Origin of the sequence: Nostoc sp. FACHB-280, assembly GCF_014697615.1 — a bacterium.
Classification (GTDB): Bacteria; Cyanobacteriota; Cyanobacteriia; order Cyanobacteriales; family Nostocaceae; genus Nostoc_B.
Window position 1 is genome coordinate 18505 of the sequence record NZ_JACJSD010000038.1, and the last position, 26457, is coordinate 44961.

Genomic DNA, 26457 nt, shown 5'->3' on the forward strand with positions numbered 1-26457 from the left:
CCTTTAAGCTGGCTTATTTCTCTGAGAGAATTTTGACTATAGCTTCGGGAAGTTTAGTGTCTTTACCAGTATCTAAATTTAAGTGTGGTGTGTTTTCTAGTAATATTTCTTGTCCACATAGAGTAACACCATCATCTTTTATATTTGTAGTATGAAGTTGAACACTAACCTCTGATAAAGGAAGAGTATATTGAAGAAATTTTTTAACTTTTTTGGTTTTAGTATTTCTCCTTTTTGGTTTAATGATAACTGGGTTGTTTGGTTCTGCAACTTCGTAACATTGAGGGAGTTCTAGAGAGAGTTGACCTGTTAAGTGCCATGATGCGCTTCGTTTTTCTGGTGGGGTAATGCGATAAGAGAACTCAGCCGTTTTCCTGGGATCGCCAGACTTTCTTAGTTTAACCCACATGTTGTAGCTGATAATTCCTTGGATGTAAATTTTCGGGTCTAATATTACTGGGGTTGTGTTTTCCCACCACTCAATTTGAACTACGCGATCGCCATCTAATTCGTAGATAGTTCTAACTCTGGCATTAGGATGAGACGACAGGAATGAGTTTACCCAAGCCCTTTGCTTTTTATTAAGCCTGGGCTTGCGAGAAGAGGATTTATTTTTCATTAGTTACAGGCAAATCAGAATGTATGAATTTGAAAAACCTTTATATTTAGTGCCTTCAAAATTTACCTAAAATCTCAACTTTCTTCATTTAGAAAAGAGATAACTGACGTTTGTTACTTTCTAGCATTGCAGGAGCAGCTATTTTGAGAATTTCTTCTCGCCTTTTGTCAACAAGGTGAAGATAGTATTGACGTGAATAATTCTCATTACTGCTGATATTGGTTATGCCGCTAATTCCGTAATAGTAATTTACTACATCTCCAGGTTTACCTAGTTTGAGAATTTCTTTTTCGCCCTCTTTAATCTTGCGTGTGATTGCAAGTTTTTCTTTTGGATATTCCCTTGATAAAATCTGGGATTTGATGTGTGCATAATAATCTTCTGCTACTGATACATTTTGAATTAGCAGGGTTAAATACTCAATAGAAAACTCTTTCTCCAGTTGAGAGCGATCGCGGTTGCGCCAGTTACCTTTAGTGATGATTTTCCCGTCTGGAAGCCATAAAAGGTAATTTTTGGTTCCCCGTTCGGGGATAAACATAGCGTCAGCGATAAACTCTAGCTTGACAGTTATCCCTTTAGGCAATTGAGATTGCAGTAAACTACGTACCTCTTCTGGGTTGGGATGGGTGAAAAACACTCCATCGGTGTCAACTTCCACAGGGGTACCACCGTGCCGAGTGATAATTTCAATCATTAGCTTGAGTACTTTTCGACTGTAGGCTGTAACTAATGCAGCAGCCTCCATATCATTGAAGGCGAGTTCAGAGGTGCCGAAGAATCCAAACTCGGAGTTAGCTAAAACCTTGACGGATTCTCTTTTTTCCTTAGCAGCAATATCTCCAGCAGATGCAAGTTGTTCCAACCTAAATTTTTCATTCACCAAATATTGCAGAATACTTAGCCCAATACGTTCTGTATCTTTAATTGAGCAAATACCCTTGTCTAGCATTGCCCAAGGGTGCATTGAGCTAATATCTGCATATCCAACCCTTCTATACAGTCCAGGGATAGAGTAAGCCATCCCTCCTTGGAATTTGTACTTGCGATCGGGTTTTGGTTTATAACCTGGATAATGATGCTCAAATATTCGCTCCCATTTAGTACCATTACCAGCAAGTGTTAGCTGCTGGAGATTCATTTCCGGTACAACTAGTGCTTCGTAATAGTATGAGGGTACAAGTCTATTCGCAATTAGCCGAGTGTCTTCAAGGTCGTAAATAAGATACTCTTTCAGGCGTTTCCATCCCTTACTGTTGGGGCCATCTTTCCAACAACTGAGGATTTCCTCATAGGGAAGAACTAGCCTGGTGTTCTGGCGCAGTCCCATTTCCAATACAGCCTTTTTGAGCGATCTGCCGTTAGTTAGCTTTTTGGCTATGAAATCCCACCTCAGAACGCAGATATAAATGTCTACGTGTTGGCTATTTCGGATGAATACCTCCTGAATTTTTAGTGGCTCGCCCCTTACTTGGGCGGTACGAATAGTCCGAGATTTGGATGCAACTTTAAATGGGTGTTTTATACCGTGCAAGTTGCATCGAGTAATAATAAATGGAATATCAAATGCCATCCCGTTATATGTGAAAATGACATCTGGATTTCTTTTACTGAGATGGTTGATAAATTTGGTTAATATTTTAGCTTCTGAGATATCCATGAAAATAGTAGAATATCCCAATAAATCCATACAACCAATAGCATAAATACGGCTTTCAAATGGGTTGATTCCTGCTGTTTCGATATCAACAAATATTTGTGAAAGTTCCTGATACGGCTTGAGTTGTATTTTGGGCTGCCAAGGTTTTATTGGAGAGGGGTCTTTCCAATAAATGTTTAGTTTGTCTTCATCGACAAAGATTATCCCTCTAGATTTTTTCACATAATCTCTGTGGTTATAACTCATTAATTAGAGATTTTCCTAATTCATGTTGATATTAATTTTTAACTATCAACTTAATTGCGTATGCTGCTGTGGTAGTAAATGTTAATTTATTTGGTTATTTGATTAAATAAATACAGAAATAAGTATGGTTAATCAGTACTTATGAATGAATTAAGCAATGAAACACGAGTGATTTTAATTGGTGGCTCCTCTCATGTAGGCAAATCCACCCTTGGCCAATCTTTGGCGGCGAAGCTTGGTTGGAGTTATCGTTCTACAGACAAACTCGCTCGACATCCTGGACATCCTTGGGTGGGTGCAAATAGAAATGCTATTCCAGAACACGTAGCAGAACATTATGGAACTTTGTCTGTTGACGCTCTTTTTGTAGATGTATTGTCGCATTATGAGAAAAATGTGTTACCGCAAGTCGAGATTATCGTTCATTCTCATGCGTCTGATTTATCAACGGAATGCCTTATCCTTGAAGGCTCTGCATTATGGCCTGAATTTGTAGCGAATTTAGTTAGCGAAAATGATGTTAAAGCGATTTGGCTTACGGCTAGTGACCAACTCTTCTCTTATCGAATCTTTAGTGAAAGTAATTTTTATAATGTAAGTGAGGATAAAAAGTACCTAATTCAAAAATTTTTAGACCGTACCTTATTATATAATAAACGCATGAGGGAGAAGGTTGAACATCTCGGATTTATGTGTATTGATGTAGAATCTGTGTCAGTGGCAGACGAACTTTCAAAGAAATGTATGGAATTGATGCAGGTTGCCTAAATGAGAGTATTTTAATAAATATTAAGCCCTTTAGTAGTTTGAGCATTTTAACTGTTACTAGAAAACTATAAATGGAGGGTTATAACTATAGTAATAACCCTCCTTAAAGTTAAGCTTGCTGTAGTTGTTTTTGTTGCAGCTTTTGGACAGCTTCTACCCAAGCAGGTGCTTTTTTACCATTAATAGGTGTTAGTTTTTGCCAGTGTTCTTGTAACTGCGCTTGTGTTAAGTGAGGTAACTGTTCCTTGCCCCAGTTAATCGCATCTTGAGCAGTTTTCCAATCTTTCCAGGGTTGTGATTGGTGACTACCCTTGTTGGTTGGCACTATCTCGATAAGTGTAGCTTCCAACCAAAGATGTGCGTTTTCATCCCGCATCAGATTTTGGCGTGCCATTAAGATTGCGATCGCATTTCGGATCTGGTCAATATTCCACAACTGCGAGATACTTACTAATTCCTCCCAGGTGTCCTCTTCTAGCTGTGTAAGATGTCTGCTATTGGGATTAGTTTTGCACACAAGTAAGTCTTTGAGGAAGTTGACAAGACTTGTATGGATGGCAGCTGGCTGTTTCCCAGATTCAATCCAATCTTGGAGAATGCCTAAATTGCCCGTAATTTCTCCTTTGATGATATTTTCACAGACGGTGAGTAGATCGTATTTGGGAATAGTGCCTGATAGTTCCCAAACCCAGTTAGAGGTAATTTCCTCTTCACCTAGTAAAGTTAGCTGATCTAACAGTTTGAGTGAGTCGCGCAGATGTCCCTTGTTTGCTTTAGCTACGGCGGTAACTGCTGATGGCGCAATTTTGATACTTTCCTGGTGAGATATTTGTTCCAGGTAGCTTGCAACTAGCGAGACAGGAACTCTCTTAAAATCAAACTTTTGGCAACGGGAGACAATGGTTTCTGGAACTTTGTGTAACTCGGTTGTGCAGAAGATAAATACTACATGACGGGGAGGGCTTTCAATGGTTTTGAGGAGTGCTTGCCACGATTGGCTACTTAGGGCATGACATTCATCAATAATGAATATTTTGAATCTACTCTCCACTGGTGCAAATTGGGTAGTGGATATAAGCTCTCGGATCAGTTCTACCCCACTATTGCTTGCTGCATCCAGTTCGGTTACATCAACAGAAGAAGATGCTGTAATTCCCTTACATGAATTGCATTCTCCACAGGGCTTGGTTGTCGGCTCATTGCTTGATTGACAGTTGAGGGATTTAGCGATGATGCGGGCGGTACTGGTTTTGCCCGTACCTTTAGGGCCACTAAATAGGTAAGCAGGTGCAATCTTTTGGAGTGCGATCGCATTTATGAGAGTGCGAACGATATGTTCTTGTCCAATAACTTCACTAAGAGTCTGGGGACGGTATTTGAGATGTAGTGGTTGGTACATAGTTCTTTCCAATAATTTATTTTAAATTCCTCCTACCAGTTATCTGGTAGGAGAGTTTGCTTTTATACAGAAGCAGCCTCTTTCTTGGCTCGTGTACGCGAACTTGGCTTACTTTTGTTACTAGCTTTGGCCTCAGCTGTTGATGTCTCTACTTCCGAGGTTTCACCATTGCTTTCCGTTTGAGAAGTCTGAGTATTATTTATGGCTTCTTCTAGTTCGGCTACTACAGTAGTTTCTGTTGTTTCTAATGCTTCAGGAGTTTTCTCTGCTGTTGTCGTTTTGCTTGGGGTGGATTTATTTTCAAACCCCTGCTTAATTTCTACAGGCATTACCAGATACAGCTGATTGAGCAGTCCTCCCATCGGGCAGATAATAACTGGTTGCGTGGGTTTGTTACACCGCACCACGATTTCATCAGTACTGATGTGCTTTAATCCTTCGAGAAGGTAATCGATATTTAATCCAATACTGATGTTTTCTGAATGACTAGTTGCTGGTTTCATCAGTACCGAGTCAACTGCATCCCCGATATCAGTAGCTTCAGTGTATAGTGTTGCCTGTGTAGCTTCCAATTCCCAGAGAATTTTGACAACCTTTTGCTTGCGTTCGGCTAGATAACTTACCCGCTTCAGTGCGCTCTCAAATCCCTTGCGTTCTAATGTAAATTCATACTCAAATGTTCTGGGAATCAAACTATTGATTTTGGGGTATTCTCCCTCTAAAAGTCGGGAAATGACCTTTGTATTAGGAAGACTAAACTCAATAGTTTTATTTGATAGAAGAATATTGCACACGCTTGTATCGGCACTTTGAGAGAGAATTTTGTTTAACTCGCCAAGTGACTTACCTGGAACAGTAAAGTCAATTGGGTCAGAATATTCGCTATCAAGTGTTCCTGTGACTAATGCTAATTTGTGACCATTTGTACTAGCAGCTTGCCACTTATTGGTATCAATTTTGAAGTTGACACCAGTTAAAACTAACTTTGTTTCGTCACCATTGGTGCAATAGAGTGTCCCTTCAAGTGCAGCTTGGAGTTTCTTGGCACTTAAATTTACTTCTATTGGATTTTCTCCCTTGGGAAGAGTTGGAAACTCGTCAGGTTTTCCACCAATCAGACGGCATTTACCGCTATTGTGAGTAATTATGCAGGCTTGGTTTTCTACCTCTAAGGTAATTTCTCCTCTGACATTGTTAATAGTGTCAGTTAATAGTTTGGCTGGTAGTGCTACCTGACCTGAAGTTTCTACATTAGCCGTCGTTGTAGTATGAATTGTGAGGTTAAGGTTTGTTCCTGTTGCTGATACCATCCCATCTTCATTTGCTATCAGTAAGATATTTCCTAAAATTGGGTCAGTAGGTTTAGGACTAATTGCGAGATAAGCGGTTTCTAGAATTTCTGCGAGTTTAGATTGTTCAATGTTTAGTTTCATTTGTTATTTTGCTTTTAGTAGATGATGTTTTAACGGGTGCTAGAAATAGCACCCTTTTCGGTTACATGAGATAGTTTTTTTTAGTAGGGCAGTTCTTCCATCTCAGTACTGTATGCTGTATAAGCTTGACCTGCTGTACTAGGAGGAAGTGCTGCTACTGGCATATCAGCCGCACCTACCAGGCGATTATGTTCTGCTACAACAGTTGATGTTTTACCGATGCGGTGAGAGAATTCGGGGTTTGCCTGCATTGTTGTTTGGATATCGATTTCTTTGCCTTCTGAGAAGAATTCGAGAAAATCGCTGCCATCGGGGTTTGGTGATTTATAGGAAGTGACAACTGCTACCCAAGATTTATCTCTTTGATTGACTGCTTCTTTAGGTTCAAGAGATGGCGTAAAGGTGGGTTGAAATACACCGAGGCGATGAAACTCTGCACGTTTTTCAGCAACAGTTGTATCAGTAAATCGGGCGAATGCAACCTCTAGTTCGCGTTGGAACTGTTTATAAGCCTCGCCAAATTTTGATGATGCAACGCCTTTAATTGATAAGACAATTGGTACTGAGTGCAGGTTATGATTATTTTCATCAACAAGCTGCAATAAGTAGAACCTTCTCAATACTGCGGCATCTTTGCCAAGTGCTTGGTACATTTCGTACCCATCAGGTGATTCGTACACTCCTACAATTTTGCCGTCATCGCGCTGTTCAATATATCTGGGAGAAACATCAAGAATGTGCATCCTGGGCGATTGCAACAACACTCCCATTTCTGGCGTGCCACTAGAGAAGGTGTGCTTGTGTGTAGGTTCTTGTCCTTGCCAGTTAATTGCTGCTAAGTATTTATCTTTGATAAACAACCCGACTTTTTCTGCTTCCATGTGATTGATTACTTGGCAGATGCAGATATTACTAATCGGCGCATTGTACTCAGGATTTGCAAATTTAGAAATAGCTAATTTACGCTTTTGTATTTTTGTACTATTTTGAACTGTTTGTTCAGGGGGTTCAGACTGGGATACTGTGCTTTCTTCAGTAGCAGAATTAGTAGGCTTTGTTTGACTTTTTGGCATAATTTTAATTAATTGAAATCAATCTTTAATGCGTAAAGCAAAAAGTCGTTGTAAAAAATAAAAGTCGTCTGTTGTTAAGACGACTTGAAAGATTGATTGATGCTTAGTTATTTAGATGAACTTTTCATCACACTTTCCCCTTAAGTCTGTAAAGCTGTCAATGGAAGTATCTCCCTGAATAATTTCAGTTTTTAGTATTTATAAGTGTCTGGTATATTTGCTGAAGACTGATGATAATTTGTCTAAGAACAGATGTGTTTTCAGTTGTGAAAGTCAGTGACACAGATGCCATGCTTGAATTATGAATTGCGACTGTTTGTTCTTCAGGAGATCCATAACTGGTTATTTGACTGTCTTTACCAGGAATAAATCTATAAGAAGCAATAGTTTCAATTGCCATATTTATCTCCTTGTTCGTTGGGGTTTAATTTCAAGCATTTTATTACTAAGTTTGGTGATATTACTGACCTTCCAACCAGCAAGCTTGCACTTATTAAGTGCTACTTCTAACTCTTGCTGTGTAAGGATTTTGTATCTCATATATTGTCCCCATATAGGGAAAATATACGTGACATATTTAGTTTGATCAATTTGGCAGTATGCCATACACTTGTAGTACACTATGGTTTAATGAGTTTAATGATTCTGGTAGCTACGTTTGTAGGATTATTTGAACTCAAGAAGGCATCTTTATCTACCATTTCCACATAGCTATTATTGGCTTGTAGCCAGCCTTTGAAGGTTTTGTACTTACGATTGAAGAAAACTGATTCAGGTATAACTGAAACTAATACACCACCCGGTACGAGTAACTTCCAAGCCTGGTAGATATGTTGGACAAGTTCACAAAATGGAGGATTCATGATACAGGCATTGTACAAATGACTGGGGTTAAACTCCAGAAAATTTTTCCCTACGAGATTAAATCCTTTGAGTTCTAGAATTTGTCGTAAATCGTAATTAATCTCAACCACCTCTAGTTGAACATTAGGATAGGTATCAGTGATATACTCAGCAATATTTCCACTACCAGCACTAGGCTCTAAAATTTGCCAATTTGGTTTAATATCTGCCAGTTGAACAAGCCGTTGACAGACTAGTTTAGGAGTAGGGAAGAAATCTCCATCTTTCATCCCAATGATTTCTAACTCAAGCTTATTGAGTAGTTGCTTGGTAGTATCAATTGCTTCAGGTTTTACTACCCGTTGAATTTCTGTTATTGCGGATATGATTTCGCTTGGTGTATGTAATCCGGCGCGACTCAAAGACTTTACCCAGTCTCGGTAATATTCGCCTGCCAATTTTTCTTGGACTTTCTGAATTGTTTCTCCCATTTGGAAAATTCTAAATAGGGCTTCTACTTGCGATTTGTGAGATATACCGCGTAGTATTGGTGGGATATTTCCTACTTCCCACATTTGTGCGATCGCAAATAACCAAGACTGGATAATCTCAAGTTCAATTCCTTCTTGGATGATCCCTTGAGCTATAGTTTTACGACGCTTTGTCGCCCTTTGATTTCCAATAGCAGGATTTTTCTTTTGGTCGATTGTTGACTGCATGGAAGCAGCTAAATTACGGAGGAATTCTGCTTTTTCTAAGTTAGGAATATTAAAAATATCTGCTATGGGTGAATTATCATCGTTGTAGGGTAGATTTAGTAGAGATAGTTGCATTACTTGATTCCTTTAAATCTTTGACGGCGCATTCAAGAATTAGGGAGGTTGGTACATTCCAAGCTTTTACCTCCCATTCAGTAGCTAATCGTTCTGAGTGACGGATAACTGCACTACTACATTTGTTTTTTCTGACAAGCCAATCTCTAAACTTTTCGGCTTGTTCTTTGGTATCGAACCCGAAATAGCTGGTTTTTCTATTTCCCAAGGGGTCAGTAATAGTCGCTACCCGACACGAGAGAATATTGAGCGTCCAACCACTGTTAGGAGTGAGTTCGATTTTCGTGATATTTAATTCTGTTGGATTCATATTTCAACTTCAGGAATTGCTGCTAAATATTCCATAGTTGATATTTCTTTTGCTAGCCATTTATCATGTGCTTCTTGAGGAGTCATTTTTTGGGTTAAAAGTTTTTTCTCTTTATCGTCTTCTACAAAAGGAGCGAGTGTTTCTTCTAGTCGGGCTTTGAAATTCAAATGTTTATCTTCAGAATAAGTAAACTGGTAAATACTATCAGTATTAACGAACAAGTAAACCAGGCTAATTTGCTCCAATGGTATTCCAGTTTGTTCGTATAGGAGAAATAACCTCAGTTGAGTTTGCCATTTGCTCTCAATAATTTCAAATTTCGGAGGTTTTTGAATTGTCCAGTCAAACCCAACTACTTGATTTTCACCGTAGATAATGAGGTCGCACTCGCTGTAGAGAAGAATATCGTGATATAAATATTGAAGTTGGGCGTTCCATTGTTTGTTGCCAGGAATATTTAGAAAAGGTTTTACCTTATCGACCCAGTTATTAATTTGGGGGTATGCCTTCAATAAAGCTTCCACTGGTAGCCCTAACCCAATTTGTTGCATAATGAGGTGAAACTGACCGCCAGCAACTTCAGATTCACTTTTGACAGTTAGATTACGATAATTTATCGTTGATAAACATTCTGGATTCTGTTCAACTAGTTCAAGTGTTTTGTGATTAAAACGATTCATGAAAATATATCCCAAATTTAGTTTTTGGGATATATATGCGTAAGCTATTTGTGGTAATTTAGCTGCGGATTATAGTATTTTTTAAGTTGGTTGATGCTTGTATATAAACTTCGGGTTGACATTGCTTTGAGGTCAAAATAACTGGCGAACTTTTTCAACCCCCCAGTGAGGGTTAATTCTAGTAAATACTGGGCTGCGATCGCACTTGTCATTTTATTGACGAATAGTGATTGATAATTCCGTGCTTGAATTTCTGCACATGAAAGGTTGTTGTCGCTAAGTTCTTCTGGCTGAGGAACTAGCAGTTCTGGGTGAACCAGCACCGGGGAGGGAAGATGTAACCAAAATTGAGGTTTGTCTGGGTTATTGGAAGCTTGGACTATATCAAAATTAGAGTGCGTTCCAATTACTATTTGTCCAGAGTAGTTGCTGTTTCCACAATCCAGCCAAAATAGCGATGCTGGCTCATTTGCACTGTTTATTTTGAGAACAGAGTGAATTTTGCTCCTGGCTGTGCTGTTATCTACACAGCCAATAATTACCGTTAGGGTATTCCACCAACTGGCCGTGCGAATCATGTCTTCTTCAAACCAGTCGCAAACGGCTGTAATTTCTATTCCATACTTGGCACTGCATCTTGCAGCCAGTGTTTCTGCCTTTGGTAGCCCAATTTCAGCTTGTTGATAATTTTGGCGGCTGATATTTTTGAGTTCGACAGTATCACCATCAACGATCGCAAAGTTAATTTCTTTCCTAGTGCGCTGGAGTTGCAGAAGAATTCGACATAAATCTTCTGCAAGAAACCCGCCTGTTCCTCCTACTCCTACTAAGACGAAGTTGATACGAGTATGATTGCGAGGTAAGACGGGTAAAGCTTGTTGGTAAGTAGTTAATTCAAGCATTTTACCTGTGGCGGCAGTTCAAATATTTGATTGGGGCTAATGTCGAAAAAGTGATTGTATATCCCGATACGAGTATAAATTGTGGGAATGGTATTCAGCGTGCCAATAATCGCGAACACTCGAAATTTGCCTTTTTCTTCTTGATTGTCTGCACTTGAAGGATAAGCAGCTAGAGTTCCATGACTGTGCATTTCCACCAAGCTTTCTGTATAGCTTTTATCAAGTGCGCTTTCTAAAGATAAGACATGAGTAGAGGACGCGGTTTGCAGTGGTGTGTGACACCACCATTGGTTATTTGTCACTCCCAAGTAGAATAGGATTTCCTGTTGGGGGTTGATACTAGCAGCATTGATAATCTCAGCGATCGCTTGACTGGGGACTTTTGGGACTTTCAGACGAAAGTAGGGTTCAAGGGGTTGGAGTCCAGCCACTTGAGTTTGAGTTAGTTGCAAGCAAACCTCTAACTCGCGGCGGTGCGATCGCAAGAAAAGCCCATTTGCTGCCAGCCAGTATTCCTGGAGTTTTTGACTGTAGGGAGGAAAGTTATTACTTGTAGCAAGGTGATAACCGATAAAAGGATTCATGGTTAACTAAACAAATGATTGATAATGTCTTCTGGGGTTGTGACTTTCCAGCTATGAACGGGAACAAGGTCACTTGAAGGGTAGGATTTAGCTTTAGATTCGTGCAATTTGATTAGCTGATTGCAGATATTATCGGGATGAGTTTTTGACTTGCCTTGAGACAAATCCTTGTTAAAAGGTGATTTCCAGAACAGATCCCAGACTTGGCTTATGATTGCAGCACTGCACATACTGAGAGAATTTCCCCCAAAGCAAATACTAGAGTCGTCCCAAACGTTAGGTAGAGGAGGCTTGTACAGTTGTGCGTCTGGTTTAAATACCCTCCCTTTAACTGCCCACAGGTAATATCTACTACCGCATCCAGCAAATAAGAATGCAGGCATTGGTACAGTAATTACTTCAGGTTCCTGTCCTATAATTTGAATTTGATATTTTTGGGGAGAGTAAAACTGAATAATGGCCTCTCCCTCTGGATTTTTACCCCACCAAATCGTGTTGCTAGAAAGCCATCCAGATGCGGCAGTTTTACTTGTGAAGGCTTTCTCTACTGCTTCAGGAGACAAGAATTTGTATTTAGACTCTTTGCCTTCGCGTTCGACTAGAATAAACTGTCCTTTGAGGATAATTAACTGCCCTAGTAAATCATCTTGGGGAATATTGGCAAGCAGGATTTGGGAGACATTTTCTAAGTTAATTATCGGTAATATATTTGTATCTACATTCATGCTTTTGATGCTTGGTTCCAAATTTTTACTGCTGCTTTTCGAGCAGAAAGAGATGTTTCTAACAAATGGCTAACCTCATTTGATTTCTCTATCATCGAGACGGCTTCTTGCCACTTTTGAGCGAGAAATACGATATTCTCATAAGTCCATTCCAGCCAATCGCTTGTTTCACACGTAATATCTAGCCAAATATTTTCAGTTGAGTAATCTATAATTCGTATGGCTATATCTAAATATTGCAGGGGACTTTTGTAACGACGACACAACTTTACAAATTTCTCAAAATAAATTCCTTCTGCTGGAGCAATGTAGTCAGGAGTAAAACCAAAATTTATTTTCCATTGGCTGATATTGTACCCTTGCCCCATCAATGAAAGTAGGAACTTCTCCGAGTATACCAGTTCCTCAAAATCTTCATTCCACCATTCAAGTCTTTGTGGTGAAACTAGAATACTATCACGTTCGGAATTAAACTCGATTTCATCTATATATTCTATTGGGAATAAATTTTCATTCACTAGGTTAATAAATTCAATTTCTCTATCTAGGTAAGCACTTGATGGATGTGATTGTTTATTAATAGGTATGGTTGATTCTAACCATTTTTCTGGAAATAATCTTTGATACAGACTCAAGATATTAACTCGTTCGGAAAGATTTTCTAGATAATTAACTGCTGTTATACAAGTAATGGGTATTTTGAATGAGTAGATATTGCCAAGCATAATGAATCAGCCGCTACGAGTTATAGCGGCTATAGATTTGTGATTACAGTACAGGATATTTACTCCTAATAGCGGGTTGCTGTTTAAGGTTTTGAGCAACTTTTTCGCTATAGGTTTCCCAAGATTGACCGAGCTTGATAGCTTTATCTATCTCAGGTTGTAAGGTAATTAAATTTTCGAGACTAATTTGACTGTTTATCTCTAGAAGCTTTATCTGCCATCCTAACTTTAGTGCAGGATTTATTTCTTCAAAACAGTTGTTCAATTCTCTAAATAGACTTCCTTTAGTACCAGCTTTTTTCACCAAACGAATTGAAACTGTATCATCAGTTGTTTGTCGTTCAATTTCGGCATTAGCATACTCTGGAAAGTAGACGCTAATCGCTGTTTTGAGGGTATTGTCATCCTGGGCGATCGCCTCATCAAGAGGAATTTCTTGTCCTTCGATAATAGCAATGTACTTCATGGTATTAAAATAGTGACAGTTGGTTGTTAGGTGTAGGTTTTTTATCTTTATCTTCAGGTAGGTTACGCTTTTGTACTTGTTTTGATTGTTCCTGTCGATTCTGCTCTGTAGTCTGCTTTTCCATCCTTTGTTTGCAGATATTTAGCATTTCCGGGAGAGATTTTTCTAAATCATTTAGCCAGTTATTTATGATAGGCTGAGATTTAATCTCAGCTAGAGGAATTATCTTTATGATTGGAGGTGCATCTTGAATTCCAACTGAGACAATTGCTTTTTCAGAATTTGGTGTTAACTGAATTGTTATTATGGCGGTTTTGGTAAAAGTTATCCCGCTAGATGAATCTTGACTTATAACTTCAGTATTTACTGATTCATCTAATGTTTCTTCTGAATTTAGATCGTCCTGAATATCAGGATTGAAATCTTTACTGCTATAGTTATCTTCAAAGCCAGTTACATTCTCGTCAGGTGATGTTTGATTACTCATGATTAAGAGAGATTGGCTAATCTAAATAAGGTGCGGATAGTGATACCTGTCTTGTTAAAAGACTGCCATTTGTAGGCGCATTCGCCTGGTTTGTACTTAGGAGAAAGTTGGCTCCAGGTGTCCCATGCTTTAAATAAAATGGGACTAACACTCTTGAGTGCCATCCCGACTTGAATCCACGAATGGTAGTCATCTGCAAACCGAGGGTGGATGACTTCGAGTAGTACAAGTGCGGTTTGAATATTGGTTTCTATTGACGGAATTAAATGAGCGTACCTGTCTACCCCATATCTGCGGTTATATTTTTCTTTGGGTAGGTTAAACTTTCTTGTTTTCTCCTGTTTGGCAAGCATTTGGGCAATTACCCAATCGGGAGCTATTTCTATTTGGCGTTCAGATGGACTACAGCCGGGAAGCCATCTGTAATTTCTACCTTCTGGGTGAAAGGATGGGGGAAGAATTGAAGCTAGGTTTTTGCCTCGAAACTCCAGGTGTTCGTCCTTCCCAGTTTTGATTTTGCGAGATTTGACATCGCAAGCTTTTGAATTTGGGATGAGGTATAAGCGTTGGCTGCGATATTTCCTCCCAGAGGTAAATGCAATTGTGGGAGGGAGATATTTTTGAGCGCGATTGTGTAACGATTCCGTAGGAGTATCGCGTGTTTCGGCGGGTGTTAGCTGGTTGAGTTCTTCTGGTTCAGAATGTTCGTTAATTTGGATGATGTGTCGCCAGGATGTTTCCCCATCGCAGTCAATAGCTACTAAGTACCCTTGAGGATGATTAAAACCGCATACCAAAGCTACACCAGTGGGTGTGATAAATCTGTTATTTGTCCAAACTTTTAGCCGACGGCGGATGAGTTCAGTTTGTAGTTCTTTGGGAGAGTAAGTGTTTTTTTCCCATTCTTTCCCTAAAGGACGTTTACCAAAGGTAGGAACGATTCGCCATTCTTCGGGTAGGTTGTCAAGCGAAGATACCAAATGACGGATTTGGGCGTGCATGAATTCATGTGGCTAATTATTTCGATAATTCATGCACGAGTGCGTTAGTGACCGTAGTGGTTTGAGATTATGACTGTCATGCTAATTGATGGCCAGCTTCAACTAGCTTAACAAGTGTATTTTGGTCAAACGCTTTAATACCGGATACAAATTGTTGCCACTGCTGCCATTTCTCTTTTGAATAGGTGTCGTTAGGGTCAAAGTTGCAAACTTGACAGAATTTATGAAAATCAGCATTCCAGTGAAACGTACAAATACCTGTTATTAAATAGTTGATTTGTTGCTCGTCCATGATTAATATTTCAGATGGCGATTATGTTTTAAGCTAACCTTTTGTTAAGTGCATTTTCGACTTGATAAGTCCCAAGAGTACAGTTTGCATTGCAAGGAAATGTGGGAAATTCAAGATAGTTATTCATAGTTTTTGTTACCTTGCACAGTACCATTATCCCCTCCCTACCCTTCTTTTTTTGATTGTGATAGTAGCTGATAACCTCAAATTCATTATTGCCAGCCTCAAATCTACTTCCTCTATATTGAGAGATAGCCTTGTTCCAATCTGGTTGCCAGAGCATGAGTGTATCTATTGCCATTGCTCTCACAGTTGGATTATCTAATTTCATTAGGATATCTGGTAAGTAATGACATTGTTTGGCAATTACTTCTCGTGCGTAATTTATCAGCCAATACTCTGCTTCTCTTAAAAGAGCTTTTGATTCAAGGTTTTGACACACTTCATCGTAAACCTTAGACATTAAATATGCCCTTTGTTCAAAAACCATCCCATTAGTTCGCAGTTTTAAGTCTGATGGATAATTAATTATCAAATCAGCTAGTTCATCACTAATTTTGGGAAGAGGATATTCATTGTATTGTGGGATTTCAGGATGGGTTATTTTCACCTGATACCCTAGATTAACAGCATAATTTATAATAAAATCAATATTGTTAGACTCGACAAAATCTCCTATTTGGAAATTTGTTTCTAGAAGTAGATATGTTGGTGCGTGGAGAATTTGAAACCGTTTGGGGTTCGGACTTGAATCGGCTAATAGTTCGACGTACATCGCTTATTATCATAAACTTTCATCAATCTTGCGCGTAAGCGATGTATGTGGTTTTATTACTGAAAAGATAATCCTACCCAAGCTGGATAGGAGTATCTTAGTTATTGATTAATAGTTCTTGTCTGTGTAGGATTGATTATTTCCTCTAGTAGAGATAACCCAACTGATTTAAACAGTGCTTTGTTATCATCAGGGCAGCGTTGAATTGTTGTAAAAGAAGAGCAGCCGTATTTACAAGGACAATTATCGACTAGAAACTTTGCTTTAATAAAGGCAGTCTCTAAATATTTGATGAGGGTATCGCACATACCTGTACCATGTTCACAAGTATCAAAGAAATAGCCAACTATCTTAGTATTAGACGGCACTTCTACTAACATGAAATCTATATCTCGACTGTTTGCTCCATGTTCGACAAGTGGTAAACTGAGTATAAGGTGATGAGCGAGAGTATGAACGCAAATTTGGGTTTCATTGCTTTCAAATAGTTGTTTCTCCTCATTGGTAATATATTTCTGTTTATTAAGTATCTCTTTTCTGTGATTTTTGACCACAACTGAAAAATATTTTCTTGCATCAGCGTTAATTTCAACCCTAACGCAGAATGTATTGTAGTTAAGAGCAAGTGATTCTTCGTATTTATTTTCCTCCAAAAGTTCGACAGATTCTCGTTCAATCAGTTGGGTTTTACAAGCAGAGCAAGTTTGTAAGTGTCCAGGTAAGTTTAAATTGAAATTGCGACATCTGTTATTAGTGCAAGTCCATTTTTGTTCCAGTCTGTACAAGTTGTACCCGTAAACTTCTTCTTTGATTTTGGCTAAAACAGGTGTAAATCTAGTAGCCCCTTGGGAAAGATTGATAATTTTGGCTTCCCCTGCAATTTTGATTTCCTCGAAATTTAGGCTTCCTTCGGGACGACTAAATAAGTTGGTTGCTTCAATTGGCTTGAGAATTGCTTTTCCTTCGGTTAAATTTAGCTCTTGTGATTTATATTGTACGGGGTTGCCATCAAAATCTTGAGCAAGATATATGGCACCAGGGTAAACTTCTCTTAGTGCAGAAGATGCCGAACTTTCCTCAAACTCTTCCGCGCTATCTTGATTGATATAACTGATGTTTTGGTCAGTGTTGCCTCTGACTTTAATTTTTGAGTGGACATAACCGAGATTTCGATTAGTTGTCAGTCTTTGATTGTAGCTGAATATCAGTTGATTATTACCGATTAACTGTCGGGCGATCGCATTACCAGAACTACCAAAATGTTGGGCAATTTGAGCTTGTGTCGGTTTACTTTCTTTGCAACAAGCGAGAATATGCTGCTCCAAAGTTGTTTCATAATTGTGGTTAAAGTTGATAATTTCTGGAGGATCAGATAAAAGGCGTTCTGGGTAATTGGCGTAGTAAGAATCCATAATCGACCTTTTCGACGGAATAAACACCAATAGTCCTGCTTCCTGCCTCCCTGCACGTCCTCCCCTTTGGCGAAAGGCAAGAATTGAGCCAGGGTAACTATGTACGATAGTTGCATCAATAGACCCAATATCTAAACCCGCCTCCAAAGCACTTGTGGATATAATGAACTTGACCTTCCCGCTTTGTATATCTGCAATAATTTTGTTACGCTGATTTGCCTTCATGCTCCCATAAAATGCTGAGATAGTTTCTCCCAGATGGGGCAGTTGCATCTCGATTAAAGCTTTACGTATGGCATTAGTTAAAACCTTAACCAGTTCCCTACTATCGCAGAAACAAATCCCGACGATGCCTTTACTTACGAGCATAGCTGCGACTTGGGCAGTTTGGTAAAATGTATTGTTCCGTGGTTTGAGACTAATAAAAGTAATCTCCGAGCGTTTTGCCCCACTTTGGTCAATAATAGCAAGGTTACTTTGTTCTTCTCGATTAGATATCTTCTGGGCAATTTCGCTGCTGTTACTAATTGTTGCAGAAGCGAAGATGTATTGTAATTTTGAAATATCATTGCCGACAGATTCTATCATGAGTTGAGTTCGCCGATTAAGTAGTGCAAAATGCGAACCAAATATGCCTTGATAAAAGTGCATTTCGTCACAGACAATGATTGAAAGTTTTCTGATTGTTTCTCTAAATCCCCAGTTGGAATCGAATTGGTAGTTGTTTAGCTCGTGGTTCCATACATCAGGAGTCACGCATAAAATTGAAGGTTGATTGCTGTAAAGTTGTTTGCGCTCTTGGGGAGGAATATCTCCATTAATATTGAGAATTTGGGGACGAATATTTTCATCTAAGTGGCTAACAAAGGAACGTATTTTCTCTACCTGGTCAAATGCTAGTGCTTTCAAGTTAAAGAATACTAAAGCTGATTTACCCTTTAGACACTCATGAATGACTGGAATGAGAAAAGAAATACTTTTACCACTGCTGGTAGGAGTTTGGAGAATTATATCTTCTCCTTTTTTGTAAGCTTGCCATGCCTCGACTTGATGAGAGTATAGTTGGGTGATTCCTGACTTACTTAGGGCCAGTTTAACTAGAGGGTGAATATCATCTGGGATGGGATAAAGTTTAGCTTTTTGAGCGGGAATTACTTCACAGCTTTGTAATTTTCCTGAGCCGTCAAGAATAGCAGCTATCTCTTGGTAGAGAATGCTTTTACCTGTTGGTGCTTGGTTTAGAGGTAATAAATTACCGCTATTGACTTCATGCTCCCAGTCGAAAATAATTTGGTTTAAACTACCCTTTTTAAAGTAAAGGTTTTTCTCAATGATGGCGGCGATATGTATAACACCATGTTCTTTAGAATAAACCTGCTTGTTTGCTTCTAACCATTCAGGCTGGTTCATAAAAAGATACCTACTTGCTGTTTTAGCAGGTAGGCGTTAGTCCAAAGTAGTGGTTTTGGTTATTGCTATACTATTGATGCTCTGCTTTATATTGTCAGAACGCAAATGCTTTTGGCGTTAATGAAATTTGTGCTTTAGTACTATAACTATTTACAAGCTGTTCTAAGCGTTCAACAATACTGCCTTTAAGTATGGAATAGTTAGCTTGATTAGTGACAATTATCGATAGCTCAGTTGCCCATTGCTCATAATTAGAACTACCAATAATACCAGTAGAAGACTGGATATAGTTAACAAGAATGCTGTCATTGAAACCAAAGCCACTTTCACCCCAGATGCAGGCAGATTGCAGCAAATACTCGTAGTCTGCGAATACTTGAAACAAGGGGTTCCATCTAGGGGCATCGCTTCGATAGTGGACGAAACCATTGCTGTCGAATATCTCTTGTTGCCATAGAAGCTGCTGTAGGGAGCAGCAATTGCTAGGCGAAACAAAAGGCTTTCCTTGGCGAACCACACTACCATTGCGGATGACATCGCGGCGGCGCTGCTGTCTTGCTATGCCATATCGGATATTGGAATGTTGTTTAAAGTACTGCCGCATTGAGGCAACAAATTCAGGAGCAATGCTGTTGTCATCGTCCAGGTATGAAACAATGTCACCACCAGCTGCATCTAGTCCCAGGTTACGGGCGTAGCACAAGCCAAAGCCACTGCAAGGGTCAGGGTGTTCCATTTCAACGTAAGTGATAGGGAAATCAGCTTTTGCCCTAATGCTGGTGATAATATCTCTAGTATCAGGATTAGTGCCATCATTGATAACGATCCATTCAAAATTGCGGTCAGTTTGACTTTGAATGCTTGGCAGTGCAGTAGATGCAAGCTGCACAGGTCTATTGTATGTTGCAGTGATGATTGATAATTTCAAAGCTCCATACCTCTATCATTTGATTGCGTTGTTGTTGAATCGATCGCAGCTTGAATTTGTTGCCATCTTGTTACGTCCTCGTTTGTTATACCTCTAGCGGTTTCAATTTGATTACTTGCAAGAGATAGCCGAATTAACGTTAGCTTTTCATTGGTTCTGGCAACAGTTAAACTTTGCGTGGTGCTATTGAAGCGGATCTGGTAGTTACTGCCTTCCAAGACAAATAGGTTTTCTCTCTCTGTGCGAATGGATTGAGGGTAGGCAGTTGTTTGTTGTGCGAAGAACACTCTAGCTATGGGGGCTATTATAGTAGCACGTTGCATTTGTTCTTGCTGTAATTGCTGGTAGTTCCATTTCCCAAGTTCTACGCCCAAATCCATTTTTACCAAACGTTCTGCTAAAATTGCCATTTCTATCGGGCCAACACCTCCAGGGACGGGCGTAATGTTTTGGGGGATTCTGTAAGCACTACGATCTACATCACCAGCAGCACCAGAAGCAGTAGGTGTGAAGCCACCATCGACAACCAAGCGATGAGACGGGAGTACATAAGGAGTGAAAATTCCTTGTCTTCCGGTGACTGATACCACAATGTCAGCTGCTTGAGTTCTACTCAAGTCATCGCCGTCTTCCAAACAGAAACAGCTGATTCTACTTGCTTCTAAATATTTGATGACACCATTACCTACAAAGCCACCTCCGCCGACAACTGCAACATTGGAATCCCTTTGTGCGTAGGATTCAACAATTCTGGCGATTCCTTCAGCAGTAGCACAACTTTCAAAGAAATTGTTGCTTTGTCTGCGGACGATATCTATATCTTTTTGTGGTTCTAATAGCCCAATTGAACTTGTAAACTTAGCTGGAATTGGGTATTGAACAATAGCAGCAGTCACCTTACTATTTTCATTAATGGATTGGATAATGTTGTCAAATTGCTCTACTGCAATATTGGGTGAAAGCACAATATAATTGGGAGTAATGCCAATAGCGTTGAACGTTGCTACTTTTTGTTCTGCTGAGATTCTGGCTGCTTCATGTCTAGCTCTTAGTCCGTTGCTGGCATTTTCTGAAGCCTCAAATCTGATGATTGCTACTTCTTTTTGAGATGCTTGAAAAATGGATTTGTATTTTTGACATTCTTGCTTTACGTGTTCTCGTATTAATTGTCCGTCTATGAGTGTCATTTAATATGGAGTTAAATTTGATCGAAAAAATTGTCTGGTACAAACAATCTTCTGAATTCCTAATTAGAATTCATTGGAACTAGGACGTTTAGTGATTTCACCAACTTCTTTACCGTCGCAGGAAACCCAGTTTGTGACGTAGCGTTCAGTGTCATGGAAGCCACTAAATTCAATACTGTTACCAGAACACTTATCTTTGAACCATTGTTCGGCTTCTTGTTCTGTATTGAATGTTCTAGCAGTGACTTCTTCTATTGGAAGATTCCAGTTTGTATTGCCATATAAATCGCAAACATAATGTGTCATATCTGTTACTCTTTTAACAATATCTAAAAACCACTATGACAATTTTAAATCAACAACAGCAGGCTGAATTAATTATCCAACAAGCTTGCAAGGAAAATTTTACTGATAGCGAGAAAGCTATTTACGATGACTTTATTCTGGAAGCGGGGGTAAAAAATCCAGCTAAGATGACTGAGGCTACTGCTGATGCTTTGATTAGATTCCTTAATGGCTGCGAAGCATCTAACGAGTTTGTTGCTAATGTATTAAATCGCCTCGCGCAAGTTGTCCCGGCTCATATTATGACCAAGATTCTTCTTAGTGATAATGACGGTGATGGTGTGCCTTTATACGAGGAATTAAAACTTGGAACAAAGGTTACGGAATTTGATACCTCTTTTGAAATAGCGTCTGCAAGACAAAGGCAATATCAATTTTCTCCAACTCGGAATTGCGATATGGAGTTGTAAGTATAACCTGAACATTATTAGGAATTTTTATTGAAAATATAGATAATACATTTTGAAGTGCGGCATGTGAGTATAAAACAACCTTCCTTACAATAGAAGAATTAAAAACGGGAAATCCTCGAAATAAACCTGACATCAGGCATGATAATGTCGATAAAAAAAGCTTCAGATGAACTCTGTACAATAAATTATTAGTCCTTACTGCATCTGCTTCACCATACCGCTTATGTCAGATCAAAGAGCACCAGAAATCGAGCTGCTCCGTGCAGCGTATGCAGCCTTCAACGCGCGAGACATTGACGCTGCCCTTGCCCTCATGACTCCGGACGTGGTTTGGCCGAGAGCGTTCAAAGGCGGTTTTGTCCGTGGGCCTGAAGAAGTTCGCGCTTACTGGACGGAGCAATGGAGCGAGATCGATCCGCACGTTGAGCCGGTTTCCTTTTACTTGGAGGAGGGCGGGCACATTTTGGTCGATGTACATCAGGTCGTGCGTGACTTGGCTGGAGCTGTTCTTGCCGATGAGCACGTGGGTCATCGATTCACCCTTGAACACGGCTTGATTCAAGCTATGGAAGTGGACAGACTTCCATCGTCCACCCCAAAGACCTAACCACGCGCAAAGAGCGAACAGGCATTTCTAGGGCGGCCTTCTTCTGTATATTGAGTATAAAAATGCGCTACTGTTAATCGCAAGCGCATTCCCGATCGTGTACAGCGATCGCAAGACTCCCAGCCTAAATAATTAGGCGATTCCCCTGTAAGTTTAACTTTGGAAAATTACGCCAGTATCGTTATCTTCATCCCAAAACCACCAACCTTGAGATAATTCACAAAGAACGCGCATTAGTGCTAATTGTTGATGTGTGATTTCCCCACTACCGTAGCTGACGTTACTAGTGCCATCCCATGATTTAAGAATTGATTCTAAATTGTATCCATTGCCCATAATCCAACTGGCGTAGAAGCAGTCTTTGGATATTTCTTCCATGATGGCCAGTAGTTCGAGTGCGGCATCAGGATTGGGTGATTTTAGGGCTTCAAGTGCAAGGCGGAGGTTTTCTTCTCTGTCTGCAATAAACTCCGAAAAAGCTGCTCTATTTGATGGTAAATTGTCCTTTTCAAGTGTGATTAATTTTCCATTTACAATCTTGACTGGAGTTATATTTGAGTAGTCAGTTTGGTCATCTTCACTTGCCTTTACTTTTATAGCTAAAGGATGCCAATGGATGCGTTCAATTTTATTAGTCTGAGGATTTGTCCATGCCCAGAATAGTTTGTGAGATGCAGCACCCTTAACTGTAAGATAAGTTCTTTTATGTCGAATGGGATAGTCTACACCTTCCTCTTGTTTCGCTTGTAAAAATGCTTCTATTGACGGATATTCTTCATTGGGATAAACCATTATCCGTGGTGCTATCGCATATGTGTAACCTGATATGCTGCTATCACCATTTTTACATGGTAACAAATTCCATTTTTCGTTTATTGGATTCTGTATCCAAAACTCAACTGATATTGTCTGTACAAACTGATCTAAAATCTGAATTGCACAAGGATAGTAAAGTGTGAGTTGTTGGTTGCTATTATTCATTATTATTCCATCCATTCGATAGCGGATATGGTTTCCTTTTTGGCGGGAAGTATTTTGACTTCATAGCCATAAAGAATTAATTCGTGCAAAGTTGCTAGTAGTTGCTTGAGTGATATACTGTCCCATTGGCTGCACTCTAATATATGTTTCAATACCTGTTCGGGAGCATTAACCACCCAAAGACTATGAATTCTTTTGTTCCTAAATCCAGCACATAATTGAACAATTGGTTGTAACTCAACTGTTATTTTTGGTACATGAATAATTGCTGAACTTATAGGGATTACTGGTTTATATTCTAAGTTTTTAGATTGTGAAAAATATGGGTCACTGTACCATTGTCCGTCGATTTGGTATGCAATCATTAGGTATGGCAATGCTTTAATTGCATTTATAGTTCCCCATCTAGCAGTTTGTCCTGCATGAAACCAGATATAAGAGCCGTTGTGTATTATCATGTACAAGTTTTATAATTTTGACTTGAGGCTTTGCTTGTCCAGCTAATTGATAACTTCGTCTGTGGTAGAAAGTTTAGGTACTTTGTTTACTGAACAATGATTTCGTATTTGTAGGAATACTTGGTTTCAAATAGCAAATATTATTCATTGCAGTAAACTTTATATTCATGTACAACACTTTAGATATAAGTGATTATTTCCTAAATCACTTATAATCAATGTTTCTCTTGCTGATGTGTGTAACAATTGTGGTAATTAATCTACTAATTTGATGTCTGTTTTAAAACTAAATACTTGCTATAAAATAAAAAGTGCGCTTTTTTAATTGATGGCGCACTTTTATTAAAAATAAATTGATAGTTAAACGTGGTGAAGGATAATATTTATTGCGTCTTGAGTGCTAATTTTATATTGTATAGCAAGTTTATTCATGTTGGCTTCACCATTTGCATGATCTTTGATGATTGCTCGAACAATGTTTGGTGAAACATTAATCTCACTATTGGTAACGACTGGTTTGGGTAAAGTTTGAGAAATAAAGAATTCTTTTCTTCTTAATACATGTATTTGACGATAATGTTCTTTTCTGGGTATCCATAGACAATTTCCGGGGGCAAAATCGCTCTCTTGATCGATACGAGATATAACTGTTCCTTCGGGTGCTAATCCCATATCTTTTAGAAATTGGGCAAAGTTATCACGCCAGGATGCATCAACTTCAATTCCGCACCCACCATGATATTTGTACTGATGGTGGTTCTTGTTATAGCAGATGCGCTTGATGTGTAACCAGGAGTTATACTCGTGGCTTTTGCAGTGACCGTGGATAGTTTTATCGGTTTTGAGGCTGTCCCGTTGCAAACATCCGCAACTTTGCGTTAGCCCTCTTTTTAAACTATTTTTACTAACATATTTTTGGGTTCCGCATCTGCATAAGGTAAGGAGGAGTAGTTCACCCCTTTTCCCCTTAACTTCTATATCAGATATCACTGTTAGTCTCCCAAAATTTACCCCAACTGGGATAGATTCTTTTCTTTTCTTACAACCGCAGTTAGTTGAGCGACCATTGGTGAGAGTGTGACTGTAGACAAGTTTTTGAGTTCCACAATCACACTTACATAATACTTGCTTTCCTTGTTTTTCTATTACAGTCCAACTACCGAATTTTCCACTTATATTAATTACTCGCTTTGTAGTCTCCATAAATTATTTTGGTGTTATTACTGCTGGGTTAAATATTTAAAACAAGCTGTTTTTCTTGCTCCAGTTCCTTCTTTATCCAAGCAAGTTGTTGATCACCAGATTGAGGTTGTGGGCGATTCTTCCCATACTGAACTACCCCATGCCTAAAGACATGAGGTTCCAACTTGCTACGCAAGTTTCGTTTGCCCTCACTGGCTCCGACTCCTCACGCGCTATTGGATTACTAGACATCAACTCTGACCCATTATTGATAGGTGACTTTGAACTAGTCGCAGTTCTCGCTGATTGATTTGACCCGCTCCGCCAACCGTCTAGCAAGGATTGTTCCATCCCTAACCAACCATTTCTAGCTGATGGGATTGACAGAGTTTCTGTTTTTGGATCAACGTACCTACTCAAATAAGCAGAGAAAATATCTCGTTGCATACGTAATCCACATTCTGAGCAATCATGGACACGTTGAGATAATGATTTTTTCTGCCTATTACCACACAAACAAGTTTGAGACAGTGCAGTTTTTCGAGTAGAGAACTTTAGAACTGTACCGCCAGCACTTTCAGCCTTGCGTACTAGTTCTGATTGAAAACTTGATGGTGCTTTAAAACCTATTGACTTACCGTAAATTTGCTGCCAAGCCTTAACATTAATTTTCTCAGTTTTAACTGTTTTACCTAAAGCTAATGTTTGATTTACTAATTGACCGTGCAAAGACTTACGGTGTCCTGCTTGTTTGCGGTCAATTTCACGTTTTTTGTTAGCAGTCTTTTGATATCGTTTTGATGTATGCCAGCGTTTTACACCTTTTTTTACAGTGCCATTGGGATTAAAATTATCAGGATTGTTGGCGCGTCTTTGTCTGTCCATCTTTCGCTGTAATCTTCTAATTTTCTTTTGCTTAGAAGTTAATTCTTCAGCGAATGGTTGCCAAATAGTTTGATTATCTCCAACTATTGCAACAGTTGAAACACCTAAATCAACACCAACAATACCATCACCAATAACATTTTTTGGCTTTTGATAAGCTAATCCTTCACAAACTAACTGAGCGTACCAGTAAGTTTTTTGGTTGATAATACGACGCACTAAGCGAACATATTTAATCCTAGAATTTAAACCATGTAATAATACAGGGTCATTACTATCAATAATTCCCGAAAGTTTTAACCCTAACCATTCAACACTATAACCAGTCCAGCGAATACCTTGCTTGTTAGTTTTACCTTCTAAAGACGCAAACTGTCCTTTTTGTTTAAATCTAGCTTTCTTAGCCTTTCCATAAATTAATCTTTCTAAAGTTTTAAACGCTCTGGTTGCTATTTTTTGAATAGTTTGAGCGTCAAGATTTAATTTAATCCAAACACTAGCTATAGCTGTTGTATTGGCAAAAGATTGTAAATAATAATCGCTAAATCTATAAGCTTCACGCGCTTTTTGAAATGCTGTAGCACGTTCTTTCTTGTTAGTTTTTGAAACTAGTTTAGCTTGATTATATAGATTAGAATTACGAACTAATTCTAATCTAGTTAAACCTTCAGACAATACAGCGTTATACAACTGTCTTCCTGCTTCTAATCTGGCAGCAAGTATAGCCATGTCTTTAGAGGTTGTTTTTAATGGAATTTCAGTTATAAAACTAGGTGTTTTTGCTGCCAAAATTTATCACCTCCCAATACTTATTTATTAGTTTTCTGT

29 protein-coding genes are annotated in these 26457 nt (G+C 39.0%); 3 read left to right on the top strand and 26 right to left on the bottom strand.

What is annotated here, in order from left to right:
* Nucleotides 1-13: 13 nt before the first annotated feature.
* Entirely contained in the window at nt 14-619 is a 606-nt protein-coding gene (locus tag H6G75_RS23665) for a hypothetical protein (protein WP_242051624.1), read from the bottom strand.
* 88 nt (nt 620-707) lie between these two features.
* Entirely contained in the window at nt 708-2525 is a 1818-nt protein-coding gene (locus H6G75_RS23670; RefSeq protein WP_190982395.1) for a 3'-5' exonuclease, read from the bottom strand.
* Between the two features lie 141 nt (nt 2526-2666).
* On the opposite strand from H6G75_RS23670, the gene H6G75_RS23675 reads away from it, so the two are divergent.
* Nucleotides 2667-3293 (top strand): 2-phosphoglycerate kinase, encoded by a 627-nt coding sequence (locus tag H6G75_RS23675; RefSeq protein ID WP_190982396.1) that lies wholly within the window; start codon nt 2667-2669, stop codon nt 3291-3293.
* A gap of 109 nt (nt 3294-3402) precedes the next feature.
* Here H6G75_RS23675 and dnaX read toward each other — a convergent pair whose 3' ends face one another.
* From dnaX to H6G75_RS23775, 20 genes are all read right to left on the bottom strand, one after another.
* Nucleotides 3403-4692 carry a DNA polymerase III subunit gamma/tau gene (dnaX, locus tag H6G75_RS23680; protein ID WP_190982397.1) on the bottom strand — a complete coding sequence of 430 codons (1290 nt, stop codon included), beginning with the start codon at nt 4690-4692 and terminating at the stop codon, nt 3403-3405.
* A gap of 62 nt (nt 4693-4754) precedes the next feature.
* The gene (dnaN, locus tag H6G75_RS23685) at nt 4755-6125 is read right to left on the bottom strand and encodes a DNA polymerase III subunit beta (protein WP_190982398.1); all 1371 of its coding nucleotides are present in this window, start codon (nt 6123-6125) and stop codon (nt 4755-4757) included.
* 80 nt (nt 6126-6205) lie between these two features.
* Entirely contained in the window at nt 6206-7198 is a 993-nt protein-coding gene (locus tag H6G75_RS23690; protein WP_190592078.1) for a DUF5895 domain-containing protein, read from the bottom strand.
* A gap of 184 nt (nt 7199-7382) precedes the next feature.
* Nucleotides 7383-7598 carry a hypothetical protein gene (locus H6G75_RS23695; RefSeq protein WP_190982399.1) on the bottom strand — a complete coding sequence of 72 codons (216 nt, stop codon included), beginning with the start codon at nt 7596-7598 and terminating at the stop codon, nt 7383-7385.
* Between the two features lie 220 nt (nt 7599-7818).
* Nucleotides 7819-8874 carry an SAM-dependent DNA methyltransferase gene (locus tag H6G75_RS23700; RefSeq protein WP_242051625.1) on the bottom strand — a complete coding sequence of 352 codons (1056 nt, stop codon included), beginning with the start codon at nt 8872-8874 and terminating at the stop codon, nt 7819-7821.
* On the bottom strand, nt 8837-9184 hold the full coding sequence (locus H6G75_RS23705; RefSeq protein ID WP_073600877.1) for a hypothetical protein: 348 nt from the start codon (nt 9182-9184) through the stop codon (nt 8837-8839). The genes H6G75_RS23700 and H6G75_RS23705 overlap by 38 nt, the downstream gene beginning before the upstream one ends.
* Entirely contained in the window at nt 9181-9864 is a 684-nt protein-coding gene (locus H6G75_RS23710; RefSeq protein ID WP_190982400.1) for a hypothetical protein, read from the bottom strand. Before H6G75_RS23710 ends, H6G75_RS23705 begins: the two co-directional genes overlap by 4 nt.
* Nucleotides 9865-9908: 44 nt before the next feature.
* Nucleotides 9909-10766 carry a ThiF family adenylyltransferase gene (locus tag H6G75_RS23715; protein WP_190982401.1) on the bottom strand — a complete coding sequence of 286 codons (858 nt, stop codon included), beginning with the start codon at nt 10764-10766 and terminating at the stop codon, nt 9909-9911.
* The gene (locus H6G75_RS23720; RefSeq protein ID WP_190982402.1) at nt 10754-11350 is read right to left on the bottom strand and encodes a Mov34/MPN/PAD-1 family protein; all 597 of its coding nucleotides are present in this window, start codon (nt 11348-11350) and stop codon (nt 10754-10756) included. The genes H6G75_RS23715 and H6G75_RS23720 overlap by 13 nt, the downstream gene beginning before the upstream one ends.
* 2 nt (nt 11351-11352) lie before the next feature.
* A complete protein-coding gene (locus H6G75_RS23725) occupies nt 11353-12075 on the bottom strand; it encodes a prokaryotic E2 ligase family D protein (RefSeq protein ID WP_190982403.1) in 723 nt (240 codons plus the stop codon).
* Entirely contained in the window at nt 12072-12800 is a 729-nt protein-coding gene (locus tag H6G75_RS23730; RefSeq protein ID WP_190982404.1) for a hypothetical protein, read from the bottom strand. The genes H6G75_RS23725 and H6G75_RS23730 overlap by 4 nt, the downstream gene beginning before the upstream one ends.
* A gap of 43 nt (nt 12801-12843) precedes the next feature.
* Nucleotides 12844-13266, bottom strand: a complete 423-nt coding sequence (locus H6G75_RS23735; protein ID WP_073600871.1) for a hypothetical protein — start codon at nt 13264-13266, stop codon at nt 12844-12846.
* 4 nt (nt 13267-13270) lie between these two features.
* Nucleotides 13271-13753 carry a hypothetical protein gene (locus H6G75_RS23740; RefSeq protein ID WP_190982405.1) on the bottom strand — a complete coding sequence of 161 codons (483 nt, stop codon included), beginning with the start codon at nt 13751-13753 and terminating at the stop codon, nt 13271-13273.
* Nucleotides 13754-13755: 2 nt separating this feature from the next.
* Nucleotides 13756-14754 carry a bifunctional DNA primase/polymerase gene (locus H6G75_RS23745; RefSeq protein ID WP_190982406.1) on the bottom strand — a complete coding sequence of 333 codons (999 nt, stop codon included), beginning with the start codon at nt 14752-14754 and terminating at the stop codon, nt 13756-13758.
* 76 nt (nt 14755-14830) lie between these two features.
* The gene (locus tag H6G75_RS23750; RefSeq protein WP_190982407.1) at nt 14831-15046 is read right to left on the bottom strand and encodes a hypothetical protein; all 216 of its coding nucleotides are present in this window, start codon (nt 15044-15046) and stop codon (nt 14831-14833) included.
* A gap of 28 nt (nt 15047-15074) precedes the next feature.
* A complete protein-coding gene (locus H6G75_RS23755) occupies nt 15075-15821 on the bottom strand; it encodes a hypothetical protein (RefSeq protein ID WP_190982408.1) in 747 nt (248 codons plus the stop codon).
* Between the two features lie 101 nt (nt 15822-15922).
* Nucleotides 15923-18643: a DEAD/DEAH box helicase gene (locus H6G75_RS23760; protein ID WP_190982409.1), complete on the bottom strand. Its 2721-nt coding sequence runs from the start codon at nt 18641-18643 to the stop codon at nt 15923-15925.
* 94 nt (nt 18644-18737) lie between these two features.
* Nucleotides 18738-19571, bottom strand: coding sequence for a glycosyltransferase family A protein (locus H6G75_RS23765; protein ID WP_190982410.1), 834 nt, complete (start codon nt 19569-19571; stop codon nt 18738-18740).
* Nucleotides 19568-20758 (bottom strand): bifunctional 5,10-methylenetetrahydrofolate dehydrogenase/5,10-methenyltetrahydrofolate cyclohydrolase, encoded by a 1191-nt coding sequence (locus H6G75_RS23770; RefSeq protein ID WP_190982411.1) that lies wholly within the window; start codon nt 20756-20758, stop codon nt 19568-19570. Before H6G75_RS23770 ends, H6G75_RS23765 begins: the two co-directional genes overlap by 4 nt.
* 63 nt (nt 20759-20821) lie before the next feature.
* Nucleotides 20822-21064, bottom strand: coding sequence for a hypothetical protein (locus tag H6G75_RS23775; RefSeq protein ID WP_045873833.1), 243 nt, complete (start codon nt 21062-21064; stop codon nt 20822-20824).
* Between the two features lie 35 nt (nt 21065-21099).
* Between H6G75_RS23775 and H6G75_RS23780 the strand changes: the two genes are divergently transcribed.
* Nucleotides 21100-21513, top strand: coding sequence for a hypothetical protein (locus H6G75_RS23780; protein WP_190982412.1), 414 nt, complete (start codon nt 21100-21102; stop codon nt 21511-21513).
* Between the two features lie 226 nt (nt 21514-21739).
* Complete coding sequence (locus H6G75_RS23785; RefSeq protein ID WP_190982413.1) at nt 21740-22123, top strand: nuclear transport factor 2 family protein; 384 nt, start codon at nt 21740-21742, stop codon at nt 22121-22123.
* A gap of 153 nt (nt 22124-22276) precedes the next feature.
* Here the strand turns inward: H6G75_RS23785 and H6G75_RS23790 are convergent, their stop codons facing one another.
* The 4 genes from H6G75_RS23790 to H6G75_RS23805 all read right to left on the bottom strand — a co-directional run bounded on the left by H6G75_RS23790 (nt 22277) and on the right by H6G75_RS23805 (nt 26358).
* Nucleotides 22277-23104: a hypothetical protein gene (locus H6G75_RS23790; RefSeq protein ID WP_242051626.1), complete on the bottom strand. Its 828-nt coding sequence runs from the start codon at nt 23102-23104 to the stop codon at nt 22277-22279.
* 2 nt (nt 23105-23106) lie between these two features.
* The gene (locus H6G75_RS23795) at nt 23107-23562 is read right to left on the bottom strand and encodes a hypothetical protein (protein WP_190982415.1); all 456 of its coding nucleotides are present in this window, start codon (nt 23560-23562) and stop codon (nt 23107-23109) included.
* 360 nt (nt 23563-23922) lie between these two features.
* The gene (locus tag H6G75_RS23800) at nt 23923-24765 is read right to left on the bottom strand and encodes a hypothetical protein (protein WP_190982416.1); all 843 of its coding nucleotides are present in this window, start codon (nt 24763-24765) and stop codon (nt 23923-23925) included.
* A gap of 132 nt (nt 24766-24897) precedes the next feature.
* Nucleotides 24898-26358 carry an RNA-guided endonuclease TnpB family protein gene (locus H6G75_RS23805; protein ID WP_228014319.1) on the bottom strand — a complete coding sequence of 487 codons (1461 nt, stop codon included), beginning with the start codon at nt 26356-26358 and terminating at the stop codon, nt 24898-24900.
* Nucleotides 26359-26457: the final 99 nt, after the last annotated feature.